General features: G+C 41.3%; 20 protein-coding genes and 1 pseudogene. 9 read left to right on the top strand and 12 right to left on the bottom strand.

What is annotated here, in order from left to right; genetic code table 11:
• Positions 1 to 152: 152 nt before the first annotated feature.
• The 6 genes from HC660_RS09355 to HC660_RS09330 form a co-directional block, all read right to left on the bottom strand.
• The gene (locus HC660_RS09355) at positions 153 to 383 is read right to left on the bottom strand and encodes a hypothetical protein (RefSeq protein ID WP_010334335.1); all 231 of its coding nucleotides are present in this window, start codon (positions 381 to 383) and stop codon (positions 153 to 155) included.
• Between the two features lie 81 nt (positions 384 to 464).
• Positions 465 to 737: a YmzC family protein gene (locus tag HC660_RS09350; protein ID WP_168747909.1), complete on the bottom strand. Its 273-nt coding sequence runs from the start codon at positions 735 to 737 to the stop codon at positions 465 to 467.
• A gap of 137 nt (positions 738 to 874) precedes the next feature.
• The gene (gene amyS / locus HC660_RS09345; RefSeq protein ID WP_168747907.1) at positions 875 to 2425 is read right to left on the bottom strand and encodes an alpha-amylase; all 1551 of its coding nucleotides are present in this window, start codon (positions 2423 to 2425) and stop codon (positions 875 to 877) included.
• Positions 2426 to 2594: 169 nt separating this feature from the next.
• Positions 2595 to 2816, bottom strand: a complete 222-nt coding sequence (hfq, locus tag HC660_RS09340) for an RNA chaperone Hfq (RefSeq protein WP_003221097.1) — start codon at positions 2814 to 2816, stop codon at positions 2595 to 2597.
• Between the two features lie 39 nt (positions 2817 to 2855).
• Complete coding sequence (gene miaA, locus HC660_RS09335; protein ID WP_168747906.1) at positions 2856 to 3800, bottom strand: tRNA (adenosine(37)-N6)-dimethylallyltransferase MiaA; 945 nt, start codon at positions 3798 to 3800, stop codon at positions 2856 to 2858.
• Between the two features lie 100 nt (positions 3801 to 3900).
• Positions 3901 to 4305 (bottom strand): YmaF family protein, encoded by a 405-nt coding sequence (locus HC660_RS09330; protein WP_029441282.1) that lies wholly within the window; start codon positions 4303 to 4305, stop codon positions 3901 to 3903.
• A 99-nt stretch (positions 4306 to 4404) separates the two neighbouring features.
• Here HC660_RS09330 and HC660_RS09325 point away from each other — a divergent pair, with 99 nt between their 5' ends.
• The 3 genes from HC660_RS09325 to erbB all read left to right on the top strand — a co-directional run bounded on the left by HC660_RS09325 (position 4405) and on the right by erbB (position 5487).
• A complete protein-coding gene (locus HC660_RS09325; protein ID WP_010334330.1) occupies positions 4405 to 4647 on the top strand; it encodes an inner spore coat protein YmaG in 243 nt (80 codons plus the stop codon).
• Positions 4648 to 4802: 155 nt separating this feature from the next.
• On the top strand, positions 4803 to 5120 hold the full coding sequence (gene ebrA, locus HC660_RS09320) for a multidrug efflux SMR transporter subunit EbrA (RefSeq protein WP_168747904.1): 318 nt from the start codon (positions 4803 to 4805) through the stop codon (positions 5118 to 5120).
• Between the two features lie 13 nt (positions 5121 to 5133).
• A complete protein-coding gene (erbB, locus tag HC660_RS09315; protein WP_168747902.1) occupies positions 5134 to 5487 on the top strand; it encodes an SMR family multidrug efflux transporter EbrB in 354 nt (117 codons plus the stop codon).
• A 12-nt stretch (positions 5488 to 5499) separates the two neighbouring features.
• On the opposite strand, the gene HC660_RS09310 is transcribed toward erbB, so the two are convergent.
• The 3 genes from HC660_RS09310 to HC660_RS21030 all read right to left on the bottom strand — a co-directional run bounded on the left by HC660_RS09310 (position 5500) and on the right by HC660_RS21030 (position 7253).
• On the bottom strand, positions 5500 to 5955 hold the full coding sequence (locus HC660_RS09310; RefSeq protein WP_168747900.1) for an OsmC family protein: 456 nt from the start codon (positions 5953 to 5955) through the stop codon (positions 5500 to 5502).
• A 71-nt stretch (positions 5956 to 6026) separates the two neighbouring features.
• Positions 6027 to 6734, bottom strand: coding sequence for a poly-gamma-glutamate hydrolase family protein (locus tag HC660_RS09305; protein ID WP_010334326.1), 708 nt, complete (start codon positions 6732 to 6734; stop codon positions 6027 to 6029).
• Between the two features lie 285 nt (positions 6735 to 7019).
• Complete coding sequence (locus tag HC660_RS21030; RefSeq protein WP_168747899.1) at positions 7020 to 7253, bottom strand: WYL domain-containing protein; 234 nt, start codon at positions 7251 to 7253, stop codon at positions 7020 to 7022.
• A gap of 223 nt (positions 7254 to 7476) precedes the next feature.
• Here HC660_RS21030 and HC660_RS09295 point away from each other — a divergent pair, with 223 nt between their 5' ends.
• Together HC660_RS09295 and ymzB are read left to right on the top strand one after the other, a co-directional pair.
• Positions 7477 to 8805 carry a serine protease AprX gene (locus HC660_RS09295; RefSeq protein ID WP_168747898.1) on the top strand — a complete coding sequence of 443 codons (1329 nt, stop codon included), beginning with the start codon at positions 7477 to 7479 and terminating at the stop codon, positions 8803 to 8805.
• Between the two features lie 148 nt (positions 8806 to 8953).
• Positions 8954 to 9313 (top strand): protein YmzB, encoded by a 360-nt coding sequence (ymzB, locus tag HC660_RS09290; RefSeq protein WP_010334324.1) that lies wholly within the window; start codon positions 8954 to 8956, stop codon positions 9311 to 9313.
• 266 nt (positions 9314 to 9579) lie between these two features.
• Here ymzB and HC660_RS09285 read toward each other — a convergent pair whose 3' ends face one another.
• A complete protein-coding gene (locus tag HC660_RS09285; protein ID WP_168747897.1) occupies positions 9580 to 10185 on the bottom strand; it encodes a TetR/AcrR family transcriptional regulator in 606 nt (201 codons plus the stop codon).
• Positions 10186 to 10304: 119 nt separating this feature from the next.
• Here HC660_RS09285 and HC660_RS09280 point away from each other — a divergent pair, with 119 nt between their 5' ends.
• Entirely contained in the window at positions 10305 to 10862 is a 558-nt protein-coding gene (locus tag HC660_RS09280; RefSeq protein WP_168747896.1) for a hypothetical protein, read from the top strand.
• 255 nt (positions 10863 to 11117) lie between these two features.
• The gene (locus tag HC660_RS09275) at positions 11118 to 11564 is read left to right on the top strand and encodes a YrvL family regulatory protein (protein WP_168747895.1); all 447 of its coding nucleotides are present in this window, start codon (positions 11118 to 11120) and stop codon (positions 11562 to 11564) included.
• 207 nt (positions 11565 to 11771) lie between these two features.
• Here the strand turns inward: HC660_RS09275 and HC660_RS09270 are convergent, their stop codons facing one another.
• Entirely contained in the window at positions 11772 to 12200 is a 429-nt protein-coding gene (locus tag HC660_RS09270) for a hypothetical protein (RefSeq protein ID WP_168747894.1), read from the bottom strand.
• A 288-nt stretch (positions 12201 to 12488) separates the two neighbouring features.
• Here HC660_RS09270 and HC660_RS09265 point away from each other — a divergent pair, with 288 nt between their 5' ends.
• Together HC660_RS09265 and HC660_RS09260 are read left to right on the top strand one after the other, a co-directional pair.
• On the top strand, positions 12489 to 14369 hold the full coding sequence (locus HC660_RS09265; RefSeq protein WP_168747893.1) for a ribonuclease YeeF family protein: 1881 nt from the start codon (positions 12489 to 12491) through the stop codon (positions 14367 to 14369).
• 4 nt (positions 14370 to 14373) lie between these two features.
• Positions 14374 to 14673: a contact-dependent growth inhibition system immunity protein gene (locus tag HC660_RS09260; protein WP_168747892.1), complete on the top strand. Its 300-nt coding sequence runs from the start codon at positions 14374 to 14376 to the stop codon at positions 14671 to 14673.
• Positions 14674 to 14710: 37 nt separating this feature from the next.
• Here the strand turns inward: HC660_RS09260 and HC660_RS21025 are convergent.
• Positions 14711 to 14991, bottom strand: a pseudogene (locus HC660_RS21025) (peptidoglycan-binding domain-containing protein); the annotation flags it as partial.
• Positions 14992 to 15166: the final 175 nt, after the last annotated feature.

Below are 15166 nucleotides of genomic sequence, written 5' to 3'. Positions count from 1 at the left end.
CAATATATAGATTCGTTTTAATAAAAAATTCATATTTTCTCTCTGGCACCCTCATCAGGGCCCAAAAAAGAGAGCAGAACGAGAATCATCTCTCATCCTACTCGAAGTGTCGTTTTTAAGCCGATGTATATCATAACACGAAAAAAAACTGCTTAGTAGTCTAGATTTTTTTTTCTTATACTGTCACAGCATTTTTCGCTTTCGACAGTTTCTTCTATTTCTGCGTCAGCGCCGATTTCTTCTAAAACTGCCTTCAATGCGCTTATAATTGAGGCTTCTCTAATTAATTCTTTTCCATTAACAATAATACTCGTTCCATATTCATAGCAGGAATCGTCTTCACAGATTTCTTCCCAGTGATTGACAACAATCTTATGCTTCATCATTTCACCCTCTGTATGTTCTGTGTCAGTATTCAGTTTAGCGGCCTGCGTCTGCTTTGTAAAATTCCATGCTTGTGAATTTTATTCAAGCTCATCAGATGGATACTCTTTTTTAAGCTTTACCTTGTTATCAGCCTCATTATACTCATAAATTTCTATATTGCCGTCATTTACGATTCCAAAATGGTTATTTTCAAGCGGAAATGAGCTTGGCTGGGGCGTTTCATAAGAATCTCCGCTATCTGTTTCAATCACTGTTTCATCTCTCCCGCACGCACCAAACAATAAAAACACGGCAATCCAGACAAGTGCAATTCTGATTCGTCTTAACTCCGCTTCGAATTCAGAAAACATTCATTAACTCCCCTAACGTTCAAATTTTTTACATTATATACATTTCACCCCTTTTTATGTTCTCGTTATCAAGTAGACCACGCAAGATAAAATAAACAAGAGAGGCTGCTGTGCTAGTTTCTCAGCCCCTCTATTTCTTACTTCTGTACATAAATAGATACTGAACCCCCATTTACATGAAACTCTCCCCATCCATCAGAACCAATCGTAACAGGAGCGGAGCGGTTCCCAGTGATGTCATACCATGTCTCGCCGGCATTTTGCTTCCCGACGTACATCCTCTTTGACCCGCCGGAACCGTCTGTGATTAAAGCGGCCAATCCTGATTGGGCGGCCGATTGATCACCTTCCCTCGTCCAGCCAATCACATCCTCATGATCTAAATAATCATGCTGGGTCCCGTATGCATAATGTTTACGTGCTTTTAAGATAGGTTCTATTTTATTTTTGAGCACCGGAATTTCCCTTGATGATGATCCCTTTGTTCCATACATATCTCCATAGAAAACCTGCGGGTAACCAGCCTCTCTCGTTAATATGAAGGCATACGCGAGCGGCTTAAACCATGTTTGTACAGTCGACTCCAAAGATTGCCCCGGCTGTGTATCATGATTTTCCACAAAGGTTACCGCTTGCATAGGATGCTTCGCTACGACAGTGCCATCCAGCAAATGTCTCATATCATAGCCGCCCCCTTGTGAGGATGCAGCCTGCAAATGATAATGAAGCGGGACATCAAAAACGGATTGCTTAAAATCAGTTTTATTCAAATAGTTTTCGAGTTCGTTCAGGTTATTTTGCCAATACTCTGCAACTGTAAACATTTCCTTTCCTGTTGATTGCCTGACTGCCTTTACCCAATCACTCAGAAACGAAAATTTAATGTGTTTAACAGCGTCAAGCCGAAAACCGTCGAGTTGAAGCTCGTTCGCATACCAGGTACCCCATCTTTTTGTTTCTGCGACAACATCCGGATGATCATAGTCGACGTCTGCATACATCAAATAATCGTAGTTGCCGTTTTCCCTGGATACTTCCCAATCCCATGCCTTTCCATCCCCTTGAAATTTATAGATGCGGTTCAGCTTTCGGGATTCGTCCCAATCTGCTCCGTCGAAATGATACCAATGCCACTTAAAATCGCTGTACGTGCTTCCGCGGCCTGGGTAATGAAAGTCTGTCCATGCTTTTATTTGATACTCTCCTGATATTTCCTGATTCCTATCGTTCGGATTCACTTCGACCGCCCTTACATCTTCTGTTGCATCCGCGCCCGCCTTATGATTCAAAACGACATCACCATATACCTGGATGTTTTGCGAATGCAGGGAGCTGATCGCTGACTGAAGCTCATGCTTTGTGCCGTATTTTGTCCTCACCGTCCCTTTTTGCTGAAATTCTCCTAAATCGTACAAATCATATGGGCCATATCCATTGTCAGATTGACTTGTTCCTTTGTATGCAGGAGGAATCCATACAGCAGTGATTCCGATTTCAGATAAATGCCCCGCATCTCCTTGCAAACGTTTCCAATGTTGTCCGTCATTAGGCAGGTACCATTCAAAGTACTGCATCAGCGTGCCGTTTATGCTTGCTGCCCAAGTTTTAGATACCGGCAGCGTGACAAACAGCAGTGTTAACAAAACCACCAGGCCGCATGATACGGCACTTTTTCGTTTGTGAACCATTTTCCTCTCCCCTTTCCAGCATAATCACAAATCATTGTACCTTAATATGAAATTTACACAAATAACCAAATTCCTATATTTTTTGTAATCTCTATAGAAGCTTCTGCGACACAAAAAACCTCGGGCTGAAAGCCCGAGGTTCTTCTATTTCTTTATATCTTTGCATGGTCTATTCTAATTCAAGCTGGACGTTTTTTTGCGGTGCAAAAGTCGAGATCGCATGTTTATATATAAGCTGCTGCTTACCTTCCGATTCTAGCAATACGGTAAAGTTATCAAAGCCTTTCACCTGGCCGCGCAATTGAAAGCCGTTCAGTAAAAAAACAGTGACATACGTATTTTCTTTGCGGATTTGATTCAAAAACTGATCCTGAATATTAATCGGTTTCATGTTTCGTCCTCCTTGATTCTCTATATCATACAGTTTCGATTAAAGTTGCAGTTTTCCTGCTATATGTGTGAAAATTTCCTTTTTTTTCAGCTCCATATCAACAGGCGGTGTCATATCGAACCACTCAATCGGCATTTTGTTGCGAAACCACGTCAGCTGGCGTTTCGCATACCGTCTGGAGTTTTGCTTTAATTGCTCAACAGCCTCAAAAAGTGTCACAAATCCGTCAAAATATGCGTACAGCTCCTTGTAGCCGATCGCCTGTATCGATTGACAGTCTCTCAATTTTCGGTCGTAGAGCTGTTTCACTTCCGGAAGAAGTCCGGCTTCCATCATCAGGTCGACCCGCTGATTAATTCTTTCATAAAGCGTGTCTCTGTCCATTGTAAGCCCGATTAATACAGCATTGTACAGCAGCTCCCGCTTTTGCTCTTTTAAATGCTGCGACATCGTTTTACCAGATGTATGTAAAATCTCCAGTGCGCGAATCACTCTTCTTGTATTATTCGGATGAATCGCTTTTGCTGCCTCCGGATCAGCCGCAGCCAGCTTAGCGTGAAGGAATTCCGCCCCCTTCTGCCCCGCAGCCTTCTGCATTTCTTCCCGAAACGCCGGATCGTTCGCCTCTTCCGTAAATGTATAATCGTAAAGGACGGATTGAATATAAAGCCCCGTACCGCCGACAATCATCGGAAGCTTTCCTCTGTTTGAAATTTCGCTGATTTTATTTCTGACCAAGCCTTGATAATCCGCGGTGGAAAACGAATCTGCCGGATCTAGAATGTCAATCAGATGATGAGGCACACCTTCTGTCTCCTGTTCAGAGATTTTAGCTGTCCCGATGTCCATTCCTTTATAAACCTGCATGGAGTCTCCGCTGATAATTTCCGCGTTCAAAGCCTTAGCAAGCTGAATGCTTAAACTGGTTTTCCCCACTGCCGTTGGTCCGACTAATATGACAACGGGCTGTTTCTTATTTTTCACTATGTATCACTCTCTTTTACAAATCTCCCCCCATTATAGCATTCATCATATATAATCACCTATCCATTTTGCCCTTTTTTTGCAGTAGTAAACATCTCTTTTACCAGCCAAGAGGCTCATTTCCGACGATTTCCCGTGTCTTGCCTTTCAAATGATGGCGGTGCGTCTTCCTGGTTTGATTTCGGGGATCGTACACAACGCCTCCGTAACGGATCTGAATCGGCTCGTTATAAGCGAGATAAGTGTTTTCTTCTATTTCGTGATAATGCGTGCCGTCAGCCCGGGGAATGGCAGGGCCTGAGATCCCGTAATAGCGGTGGAAATGGCCATTTTCAAACGAAGTAATCCCAGTGAAATAGTGTGTATGGCGATCCGTATTCGTTCCGTTTGCCGGCTGAGTAAAACCTTCAATGATATGATAATGCCCCTCTTCGCTGGTCGTTTTCGCTCGATAAGCATGTACGTGAGGCGGCGCCTTGGCCCAGTCAGATTGATACAGGCCCAATCAGTTCACTCTCCTTCTTTTTGAGCTGAACGCCCAATCAAATTTAGATAGGCTGAATACACTGCATCATCTATACTTTATTATTGGAGGAAAGAAAAAATGAACGAAGTGGAGCATTTCATTGCTGGAAATGATGCAAGAATCTTTGGCAGACCAGGGTTTGGCTACGGATTTGGAAGACCTTGGGTTAGACCTGGGTTTGGCTATGGCTTTGGACGGCCATTTGGATTTTACGGAGGACCTTTTTTTGGCGGTTTGGTAGGCGGACTTGTAGGCAGCGCTTTATTTAACCCTTATTTTTATGGCGGATATCCATATCCTCCGTACCCATATTACTATTAAACCCGGCAGCCCCTTATAAAAGGGGTCTTTTTTATCCCCCGAACCTGAGGTAAAATGAATCTCTTGACTCGTACATAGGTTTACACTAATATTTTTCTAGCTGATGATCTTTTCATTAACTTACATTTATCATATTTTGAGTGAGGGGGATTACGATGATGATCGGATACTTATTCCTCACAATTGCCATATGCTCAGAATCAATCGGAGCAGCCATGCTGAAAGTGTCTGACGGCTTCAAAAAGTGGAAGCCGAGTGCATTGGTCGTGATAGGTTATTCCCTTGCCTTTTATATGCTGTCGCTGACCTTAAACCGCATCCCTCTAAGCCTTTCATATGCGACATGGAGCGGCGTGGGTACGGTGCTGACGGCCGTGATCGGAGCGAAATTTTTCAAAGAAAAACTGAATATAAAAGGACTTATTGGAATTGGTCTATTAATTTCAGGTGTTGTGCTGCTTAATTGGCAGTAAGGGAGTGTTGTATATGAGAGGATTTCTTTATTTGGCTCTTGCCATATTATCTGAGGTATTTGGGAGCACAATGCTCAAATTCTCCGAAGGCTTTACACAATTCTGGCCTATTATCGGAGTGGCTGCCGGATTTCTGTCCGCCTTCACGTTTTTAAGCTTTTCTTTAAGAACCATAGACTTATCAAGCGCATACGCCACTTGGTCCGGTATCGGGACGGCGCTTACAGCGGTAGTCGGTTTTTTGCTTTTTGGCGAAACTGTCAGCTTGAAGGGTATATGTGGGCTAACACTCATCATTGCAGGCGTTGTGCTGTTAAATCAGTCAAAAGCCCCTAATAAAGAAAAAAAGCAGACGGCCTGTCATTGACCGTCTGCTTCTTTATGATTGCCCCGATATTTTCACAGAAGCTTCTAGCTGCAATTCGACGTTTCCTTGAATGGCTCGTGAGATCATGCAAGAAGACTCCGCTTTTTCACAAAGCTTGTGGGCTAACGCTACGTCTTCTTTTGAGGCATCGTGTCTGAGGACTACTGCGGGGCGGTGAATGATTTTTTTGTATGTAAAGATCCCTCTTGTCACATCAACTATGCCTTCTGATTCCATCTGCAGTTCTTCTTTTTCCAGTCCGCTTCTTTCCATCATAGCAGCAAGTGTAATAATATAACAGGTTGCCGCTGCCCCGAGAAGCATTTCATCCGGATTGGTCCCTTCCCCCGGTCCGTCCATTTCTTTAGGAATGGAAATAGACGTGATGAGATTGCCGCTTTCGATTGTGCCGACATCATTACGTTTTCCCGGCCAATTCGCTTTTAAATAAAAATGATGATCTGCCATATGATTGCCTCCTTCAATGGATTCCATTTCAGTCTACTGATCTTCCTTGATTTTGTCCTCTGATTTGCTTATTAGGAATATTCTTTTTCAAGTACATGTTTTATCGCGCGAACATAAGAGTAGAATTCACTGGTTTTCGTGTATTTCCTATCTTTATAGTAAAAATCATCAAAAAAGGCTTCTCTCTGTTCACGGCTGATTTCCAGCTGGATACTCAGCCCGGTTTCCCCCTGGTTATTAATGTTATCTGCACTTAATCCTGCAAGGCCGCTTTGAGAGGACGCTAATTCGGCGGAAAACCCTCTTTTTTCAAGAGCTCTGACAATCATTTTCGCCCGCTTACGGTCTGTGCCTCCGACAAGTGTATTTTTGTTTTCTCCTTTATATCCGTGAAAAGCGACAACGTACTGGTGCTCCTTAATCTTCTCTTTAGCCAATGGCTCATCAAAGTTGGTGCTTGTAATGTGCAGCGTTTGATTATCCTGTGACTTTAAGCCCTCAAACAGGTAAGTCGAGTAGTCATTGTTGAAATAACGCACAAGCTCACTTACTCCACCTTCAATTCTTCCGCCGTGCGGAGACATGATTAAAACTTTGCTCCCTTTTTTCTCTTGATAAGAAATATCATAATCGGCAGGGTCCTCATTCTCTGCCAGGCTGCTGAAATTTGAATATGTATCCGGCTGGTTAGATGGTTCAGGTTCTAATGAGTAATGAACATATCTTATGAATAAGACTATGGCTAAGACGAATATGACATTTAGTAAAAATCTTCTCATGTTAAACTCCTTTCACAAGAATGGCAAGGTTCATTATATGAGGTGTAGTCAATAGGTTTTATCTTACCATTGTATACACTATATCATCAGTGAAAAAGTTCCCGGTTTCAAAAAATCAATTGAATGTCACATTTATCAGCGGTTATATACAAATATCAGTGAAAAAAGATTGAGAGGAAAAACAAAAAAGGTAGGAACAACCTCACTTGGTAATTAAATGTATAGAGGTATAAGGAAGGTTTTACTAAAAACCAGGCTGTCAGGGATGCTGAAGCCGACAGCCTGTTATAGTCCTGCGAACCGGGGTTCTTGCTTCCTTGTTCGCGCAAAGTCACAGGAGAGGATAGAGTCTAATAAAAACGTTCTGATCTGATGGTTCGTAAAACAAAAAGCTTTAATTTGTGTATTGCTTTTCTGCCTGACGATAATCGTTCTTTTTGTTATGGTGCCGTCTTTCTTCATATATATAATGCAGATCGGTATTTGATCTTCCAAAGACCGGCGTAAGAAAATATCCATACGATCTATCACTCCCTCCTGTTTGATATATATAAATGATAATACGAACAAATGTTCCTTTTCAATACCCAATGATTAACAGTACACATGATTCTTTCGTATCAGATTCAAAAGATTCGTAAAAACAAACTCTTGTCCGCCTCCTCTAAAGGACAAACAAACTTACCAAACATACGATCCACTCATAGAGTATACAGAGAACTTCTTAATAGGAGGAAAATCGATGTTTGGCTACTCTATGGTACAAATGGTGAGAGCAAACGCTCATAAGCTTGATTGGCCGTTGCGGGAAAGCGTCTTGCAGCTCTACAAGCCCTTCAAGTGGACTCCTTGCTTTTTGCATCAGTTTTTTGAAACAAAGTTAAATAACAGAAAAAAAATGTCGGTCATCATAGAATTCGAGGAAGGCTGCCATGAGGCAGGCTTTCAAATGACGGGACAGGTTTTGCAAAAAGAAAAACGCAGCAAGCTAAAAAAACGTTTTAACAAAATCAATTGCTGCAGCGCAGAGGTTACCCCTTCAGCATTGCATTCTCTTCTTTCTGAATGCAGCGATATCCGTAAAGTATATTTAAACCGCGAAGTCAAAGCGCTTCTTGACGCAGCAGCCGAAGCAAGCCATGCAAAGGAAGTCGTCAGAAACGGGCAAACCTTAACAGGTAAAGGCGTTACAGTCGCAGTAGTCGATACAGGAATCTACCCGCACCCTGACTTAGAGGGAAGAATTATTGGCTTTGCCGATATGGTAAACCAAAAAACAGAGCCGTATGATGATAATGGACATGGCACACACTGCGCAGGTGATGTCGCAAGCAGCGGCGCGTCGTCTTCCGGCCGTTACCGCGGCCCTGCACCGGAAGCCAATTTAATTGGAGTAAAAGTGCTGAACAAACAAGGTTCAGGCACGTTAGCGGACATTATTGAAGGCGTCGAATGGTGCATTCAATATAATGAAGACAATCCTGATGAACCAATTGATATTATCAGCATGTCCCTTGGCGGCGATGCGCTGCGTTATGACAATGAACTAGAAGATCCTTTAGTCAAAGCAGTTGAAGAAGCTTGGAACGCCGGGATTGTCGTCTGTGTGGCTGCCGGAAATTCTGGCCCTGATCAGCAGACTATTTCAAGCCCTGGTGTAAGCGAAAAAGTCATTACTGTCGGTGCGTTTGACGATAACAATACAGGAAGCAGCGAAGATGATACAGTCGCTTCTTTCTCAAGCCGCGGACCGACTGTATACGGGAAAGAAAAGCCCGATATTGTAGCGCCGGGCGTAAACATCATTTCCCTTCGCTCACCGAATTCATATATCGATAAGCTGCAAAAATCAAGCCGTGTAGGGTCCCAGTATTTCACAATGTCAGGGACATCAATGGCAACGCCAATCTGTGCGGGAATCGCCGCCTTAATACTCCAGCAAAATCCAGACCTAACACCGGATGAAGTGAAAGAGCTGCTTAAAAATGGGGCCGATAAATGGACAGGCGAAGACCCGAATATTTACGGTGCCGGAGCAATCAATGCCGAGAAAGCTATTCCTGGTGAATAAGATTTCATGATCTTCGTGGACACTGCTGGTTCTTTATAAAAAGGATAAGCAGTGTCTTTTTAGCGTACATAAGCCGCTATATCCAGCAGAGTGTAAAACATAAAACAATTGGGAATAGTACAGTATAGATCAAAAGGAGGAATGACTGATGACACTCAACAACACTGAGCTTTCCGAATGGTTGAGAGAGCGGATCGGCCAGACGCTGGATATTAGAAAAGGCGAGCTGACCAATAACCAAGACGAGATTTCAGATTTGGATCAGATTGTTCTTCACCTTCAAAAAGTGGGCATACGCAGCACAAACCACCCTGACGACTACGTTGCAAATGACGAACTCGTCCTGGAAGGCGAAGGAACAACCTTTACTGAAGCTGGAGACGTACCGCTTCCGCAGAACGCTTATGAAATTCCTTTATTAGGAGATATCCACATTCACCAAGAAAATGGCGGATTGAAGGTACTGACTGATCGTGCGGTATATACTATTGATGTACAAAACAAATGAAGAAACTTTCACTTGTCGAAAGAATACAGCGCCTTTGAAATTGCCCAAAAGGCGCTTGTTTGCATGGAATCATTTGTACCGCATAAGTAACCATTTTCACCATACCTATCAATATGAAGTTCTTTCATTCTCTCTTCCATTCCCACTTTACCAAACGGTATGCGGCCGTTCCATTCTTCAATTCATTCTTGCAGTTACGCTTGATTCTCATAAAAAAGTTATTCTTTTTGGAGACTTGTCCATTCAGAATAACTTTTTGCAGTGACCTATTCACTCTTGGCTGATTCATCAACGCATATAGATTGTAAATGCTGCATAATAACACGTTTGATCCGTTCTTTATTCACACGGCGAGGGTCAAACATCGCATGTAAAGCCAAGCCATCAATTAAGGCGTACAGCCTCTCTCCTTCTATTTCTTTATCAGCATGTCTTTGCAGTAAATGAATCTGGTCCAAGTAGTCAATCAGATTTCGAATTGCTTTGTAAATCTCGTCATGTCCCGCGTCAAACATATTATCTTTATGTCTCGCATAAACAGTAAAAGCAAACCATACCTCCATCTCTCTAATCGTTTCAGCATTTGTCGGGACAATTTCAAGCAGTATGTGTAACACTTTTTCTTTAGGCGGCAAATCATGGGCAGCAATTTCATTAATGCGAGCTGTCACCTTTTCTTTCACAAGTTTCATTGCAAAAACAAGCAATTCATCCTGAGTCGAAAAATAATGGCGAAGCGCACCTAACGACAGTCCTGCTTCCTTGGCAATGTTTCTGACTGAGGCCCCCTCCATCCCTCGTTCTAAAATCACCCGCCATGTCGCTTCTGCAATGTGTTTTCTTCTTTTTTCATGGTCAATTTGTTTTGGCATGTCTTTATTTTACCAAGAAAAAAATCGGAGAGCAATTTTTATAATACAGTTGTTTTATAAAAACGCAGATGGTAAAATCATATTAAATAATACAACTGTATTGGAAAGAGGGGAACAGATTGAACAGTGTCGCTTGGATGATTGTCTTCTGCGAAATAGCATTTTGGGTTGTAATTGTGTTAGGCCTTGTCGTACGCTATCTATTCAAACAAGATAAATTAGGGCTGCTTCTTTTTGCCTTAACCCCTGTCATTGACCTGATTTTGTTAATAATGACGTCCGCGGACTTATACCGCGGAGCCGTTGCGACTACTGCACACGCGATTGCGGCAGTGTACATTGGCGTATCGATCGCTTTCGGCAAGCAAATGATCCAATGGGCGGATGAAAAATTCCGTTATTATGTAACAAAGCAAGGCTCAAAACCGCTTGTGCGCTATGGAATGGATCATGCGAAACATTATGCGAAAAGCTTGATCAGACATGTGCTCGCTTATCTTATTGGTGCCGGGCTGCTCGCCGGAATGATTTATTTTATTGATGATGCTGCTCGAACCGAAGCGCTGAGCAGTATTTTAAAGGTATGGACAGTGATTCTCGGCATTGATTGCCTGATCACCGCCAGTTATTTTATCTGGCCGAAAAAAGCGAAAGCTTCGAAAAATCTCAGAAGTTAAAATTAGTCTCGCTAAATAATCCTTTTTCAATAGAAAAAGGATTATTTCACTTTTGTAAATATATGTTACACTTTATGCAAGTCATCTAGATAAGGAGCTTATATGAAAAAACCTCCGCTTTCTCAGTATACCTGTCGGATTTTCGCTTTTTCATTAGGCACTTGCCTAGGAGTACATATTCTGTTTTTATTAATATCGGTATATTCGGGTGAGTTCCGCTGTATTGTGAATCATTAACATAAAGGAGTGTAATACGTGAGCCAGAAAGAACATGACACGCCATTTAAAGACTTAAAACCAAGCTCAAAAATAACAGTGATTGTATCCATTGGCCTCCTTATCACAATTGCAGCCGCTGTGATTTTCGGCGGTTATTTCTTCGGCATAAAAGGGCTATTTACCATCCTCGGCATCACATACGATTCCAATCAAACCTTATTGTTTTTTATATTGGGATGCTTTGCTGCCGGACTGGTCATAGATCCTCTAACAAAAGTCGTTTCTCTGATCATGATCCATTCGCTTTCTATGAGAAAAACAGCACTTTTCGCATTTGTCCTTTATTTCATCGCTAATTTTATAACGATTTGTTTAGTAGATTACTTTATGGATTCTATTTATATTCCGGACGCATTACTCTTTGTCATATCAGCATTTATAGCGTTGATTGAACTAGCATTTGATCATCAGCCTAAATCATAACCTGATAAAAAACCGCTTATTGATTGTTTCAAGCGGTTTTATGCTTGCTGTGTCTAGTGTGCATCACAGCCCCGGCTACGGGTGAGGCAGGATCGGGCAACCAGACCAGAGGCGGTTCATATTCTCATAGGCTAAGGGGCATAGCCCTCACTCTTGGTCCTTTCATTTGCGAGTAAAAATACATATAAAATCTTTTTGATGAATTGTTTAATCATCTTTAATTATACTTCGAATATTTTGTATCCTATTCATAATCTCTCCTTTGATAATAAGAAACACCCAATCGGCTACTAGAACACCTGTAATCACCGGTGTGTCTTCACCTTCTTGCCCAGATCCGTAAGCTGAAATCTTATCACACTTAGTTAATGTTAAGTAACTCATGTTCATCACTAGATACAAACACTTTCCACCATCTTCTTCCTGAGAAATTATAAACGAATCCAAAACACCTTCATCCGTTACACTCTCGACTGTGCCAGTTATCTTAACAACTTTATCAACTGGTGGATCGTTTACATTTAATTCTTCATATGACGCTTGAGTAGCAATTTCCTTTACTGTTTCGTTAACTTCTGTCCGTGCTGTGTCTGTAGACTCGTCTTCTTGAGTAACCCCAGCATCAACTATAGACAATCCATCTGAGTTTGATTCCGATAAAGTTTTGAACCAAGATTAAAGTTCCTATAGGCATAGCATTACTCGAGATTATCTTTTGTTTTTGGTCCATAAATACACTCATGAAAAAGCCCTTTCTCAGCTAGAACCGTCTGGCGTCATCGCAGTCTCCCAAACAAGAAATTCAGATAGGTAAAATGACACAGATCAAATTGATCATTTCACACATTTGTATCACTTTCAGTCTGTTTCTTCATATTCCCATGGTAAAATCTTGTTGATCTATTTAAATGAAAGGATATGAACATGAAAGTATTTGAAGCCAAATCACTGCTATCAGAAGCAGATAAACGTGCAAAAGAATACAAAGAATTAAGAAGTCAGATGGTCAATCTAAAGAAAGCCTTCAAAGCTGTAGCTGATTTAGATGAAAGTGAGTTTTCCGGCAAAGGTGCCGATAACATCAAAGCATTTTATCAAGATCATGCGGGTGTGGCTGACAATTGGATTGATCTAATTGATATGAAAATTGCTTTCTTGACAAGCATTTCAGGCGCTTTAGAGGACGCCAGCTTATCTGATGCATATATAGAAGAATCCTTCTTAGAACATGAGCTGGCTAACGCCTATACAAAATCAAAATCCATTATGTCTGAACAGAAGAAAGCGATGAAAGATATCTTAAATGATATCGACGATATTCTTCCGCTTGATTTGTTCTCGACAGAGGTCTTCAAAGACGAACTTGCTGATGCAGAGGATAAACGCAAAAAAACAGTCGATAAATTAGGCAGCGTGGACGAAGCACTTGTTACTGAATATGCCCAGTCAGAGCCAAACGAGCAATTCATCAAGAAGGACTTCCAAAAGCTTGAGGAATCCACAGGCAAAGGCAAGAATGCTACACCCATCCATTACAATGCCAAGGCGTACCGTGAAAGTGACATACATAAGAAAAAAGGTGATATCGAGAAACAGACTGAAGCCTATCTGAAGATCAAGAAAGATGAAGCGAAAGAACGAGAAATCAAAGAATTGAAAAAGAAGCTAGCTGACAGAGTCATGGATCCGGATGAATACTTAGAAATCGCTAAGAAGGTCGGATATGAGAATCTCACCCCTGAACAGCTCCAGTATGTGGTTCAGCTTGAACAAGCACAACAGCTGGAGACCGTCGGTGAAAGTGTAATCAATGTCGGTAAGACAGCATTTGATATCATCGATGGTGTTAATGATGGGATTAACGATACGATTGACGATACGATATATGGCATCAAAGACTTGGTTGTAGGAGCCTGGGAATATTCACAGCTTCCTATGGAACTAAAACTCACAAAAACAATTACAACAGTCTTAAGCGTCCCCTCTTATCCCAAAATAATCTGGACAAACATCTCCGATTCATGGAATGATAAAATGATAAATGGTGATGCATACACAAGAGCACATTATATCAGTTATGCAATCGGCAATATTGTTGGACCAAAAGGTGCGGGTGCCGCAGTACAAACCACTACCAAACTTTCTAAAGTAGGTAAAGTGGTTGAAGGTGGAACAGCCGCTGCTCATGTGAATAATGGGATTAAAAAGGGAACAGCCTATATTCATTCTATTGTTAGAAATAAGAATGATCTTGCACTTGTCGGGATTGCCCAAGACATCGATAATACGTATAACGCAAAAAATACTCCTCTATTAAAAAGGATTGTTGAAGATCAAAAAGAGAGTGTTCTCAGGAAATCTGAAACTTCTAACAACATGGGTATAGGGAATGTCAAACAAGGTGATAGTACCCCTCTCGCACCTGGCGGAGGATTAGCTGCTCATGAAGCAAAAGGCGGGCACCTTATTGAAAGACACGTTGGGAAGACGGACGAAGAACTAATTCAAAGACTTGATAAGAGCAAAATGAGTAACAAGAAGATATCCGGTTCATCATCATTTAAAGATAGAGCAACTGCAGAAAGAGTTGCTAATAGTGCTCTCACTAATAATAAAGTGAAAATAGAAAAATGGTTAAATAGTGATGTGAAAAAGCCTTTAGTACTCTCTTATAAAGGGAATGAAGTTTTAGGAAGAGGAATGCCAAAGGGAGAAGATACAATTACTGATTTAACTAATGCTAAAATTATATTGAAAAAGAACAAAGATGGTAGCTTTATATTAACTGGCTACCCAACGAGGTGATACCATGATAGATACAAACATTTCTGAACCTGTATTTCAATTTCTAGGAGGTATTTTTCATCAAGATATAGAAACTCCAGAATCAGCACTGGACGAATACTTAGAAGAGATTCCAAAAGAAGAGCAAGAAACTGATATAGCAGCATTAAAAGATTTTATTAACAGCGATTATTCGGATGAAGAAAAGAATGATTTTATCGATGAAGCTGCTGACGGAGTGGACATTCTTAGTTACGGAATATCTCCATTAGAATGGCTCGAACAAGTTATTCAAAAAATAGAAAAGAATATTGGAACTTTATAATCCTTAAAGGTCCCTTGAAAATTCAAGGGATCTTTTATTACTTCAAAAGTGCTTTTATTTTTGCTTTAGTCTTAGGCCATAAATGCCGTCAGGAGTAAGGCCATTTACTGACTGAAACCGTTTCACCGCGTTTGCTGTTTTCGGACCATACACTCCGTCAATGCCGTTATTCTTCGCCCCTTTATCCGGGTAGAAATAAAGATCAGCAAGCGCTTTTTGAATCTTTGTAACGTCAGCTCCTTTTCTCATCGGGCTTGTTACTTTAAAGATTCCAGAAGGCAGCGCATATGACGTTTTTTTACTGCTTGGTTTAGTGCTGAAAGCGCTCGAACCTTCATGCTTTAACTTTTGTCCAACTTTGATTTTATTCGGATCTTAAATGTTGTTCCATAGTGAAGTGTCAGCTGGTTGCTGTTCCCGGAGCATTTGCGCCTTTCTCAGTATTCGAAGTATTATGAACCGTGATATACAAAGGTCATAGGGTACTCCTTTC

The organism is Bacillus mojavensis (assembly GCF_012648005.1).
GTDB lineage: Bacteria > Bacillota > Bacilli > Bacillales > Bacillaceae > Bacillus > Bacillus mojavensis.
This window is presented reverse-complemented; position numbering and strand designations above follow the sequence as displayed.

Excerpts from the sequence above, each read along its gene's own strand:
- ymzB (WP_010334324.1), top strand. The coding sequence starts at position 8,954 with ATGACACTCAACAACACTGAGCTTTCCGAATGGTTGAGAGAGCGGATC.
- HC660_RS09310 (WP_168747900.1), bottom strand. The coding sequence starts at position 5,955 with ATGGCAGATCATCATTTTTATTTAAAAGCGAATTGGCCGGGAAAACGT.
- HC660_RS09295 (WP_168747898.1), top strand. The coding sequence starts at position 7,477 with ATGTTTGGCTACTCTATGGTACAAATGGTGAGAGCAAACGCTCATAAG.
- erbB (WP_168747902.1), top strand. The coding sequence starts at position 5,134 with ATGAGAGGATTTCTTTATTTGGCTCTTGCCATATTATCTGAGGTATTT.
- HC660_RS09285 (WP_168747897.1), bottom strand. The coding sequence starts at position 10,185 with ATGCCAAAACAAATTGACCATGAAAAAAGAAGAAAACACATTGCAGAA.
- hfq (WP_003221097.1), bottom strand. The coding sequence starts at position 2,816 with ATGAAACCGATTAATATTCAGGATCAGTTTTTGAATCAAATCCGCAAA.
- HC660_RS09260 (WP_168747892.1), top strand. The coding sequence starts at position 14,374 with ATGATAGATACAAACATTTCTGAACCTGTATTTCAATTTCTAGGAGGT.
- amyS (WP_168747907.1), bottom strand. The coding sequence starts at position 2,425 with ATGGTTCACAAACGAAAAAGTGCCGTATCATGCGGCCTGGTGGTTTTG.
- HC660_RS09265 (WP_168747893.1), top strand. The coding sequence starts at position 12,489 with ATGAAAGTATTTGAAGCCAAATCACTGCTATCAGAAGCAGATAAACGT.
- HC660_RS21030 (WP_168747899.1), bottom strand. The coding sequence starts at position 7,253 with ATGGATATTTTCTTACGCCGGTCTTTGGAAGATCAAATACCGATCTGC.
- HC660_RS09355 (WP_010334335.1), bottom strand. The coding sequence starts at position 383 with ATGAAGCATAAGATTGTTGTCAATCACTGGGAAGAAATCTGTGAAGAC.
- HC660_RS09350 (WP_168747909.1), bottom strand. The coding sequence starts at position 737 with ATGTTTTCTGAATTCGAAGCGGAGTTAAGACGAATCAGAATTGCACTT.
- ebrA (WP_168747904.1), top strand. The coding sequence starts at position 4,803 with ATGATGATCGGATACTTATTCCTCACAATTGCCATATGCTCAGAATCA.
- HC660_RS09325 (WP_010334330.1), top strand. The coding sequence starts at position 4,405 with ATGAACGAAGTGGAGCATTTCATTGCTGGAAATGATGCAAGAATCTTT.
- HC660_RS09305 (WP_010334326.1), bottom strand. The coding sequence starts at position 6,734 with ATGAGAAGATTTTTACTAAATGTCATATTCGTCTTAGCCATAGTCTTA.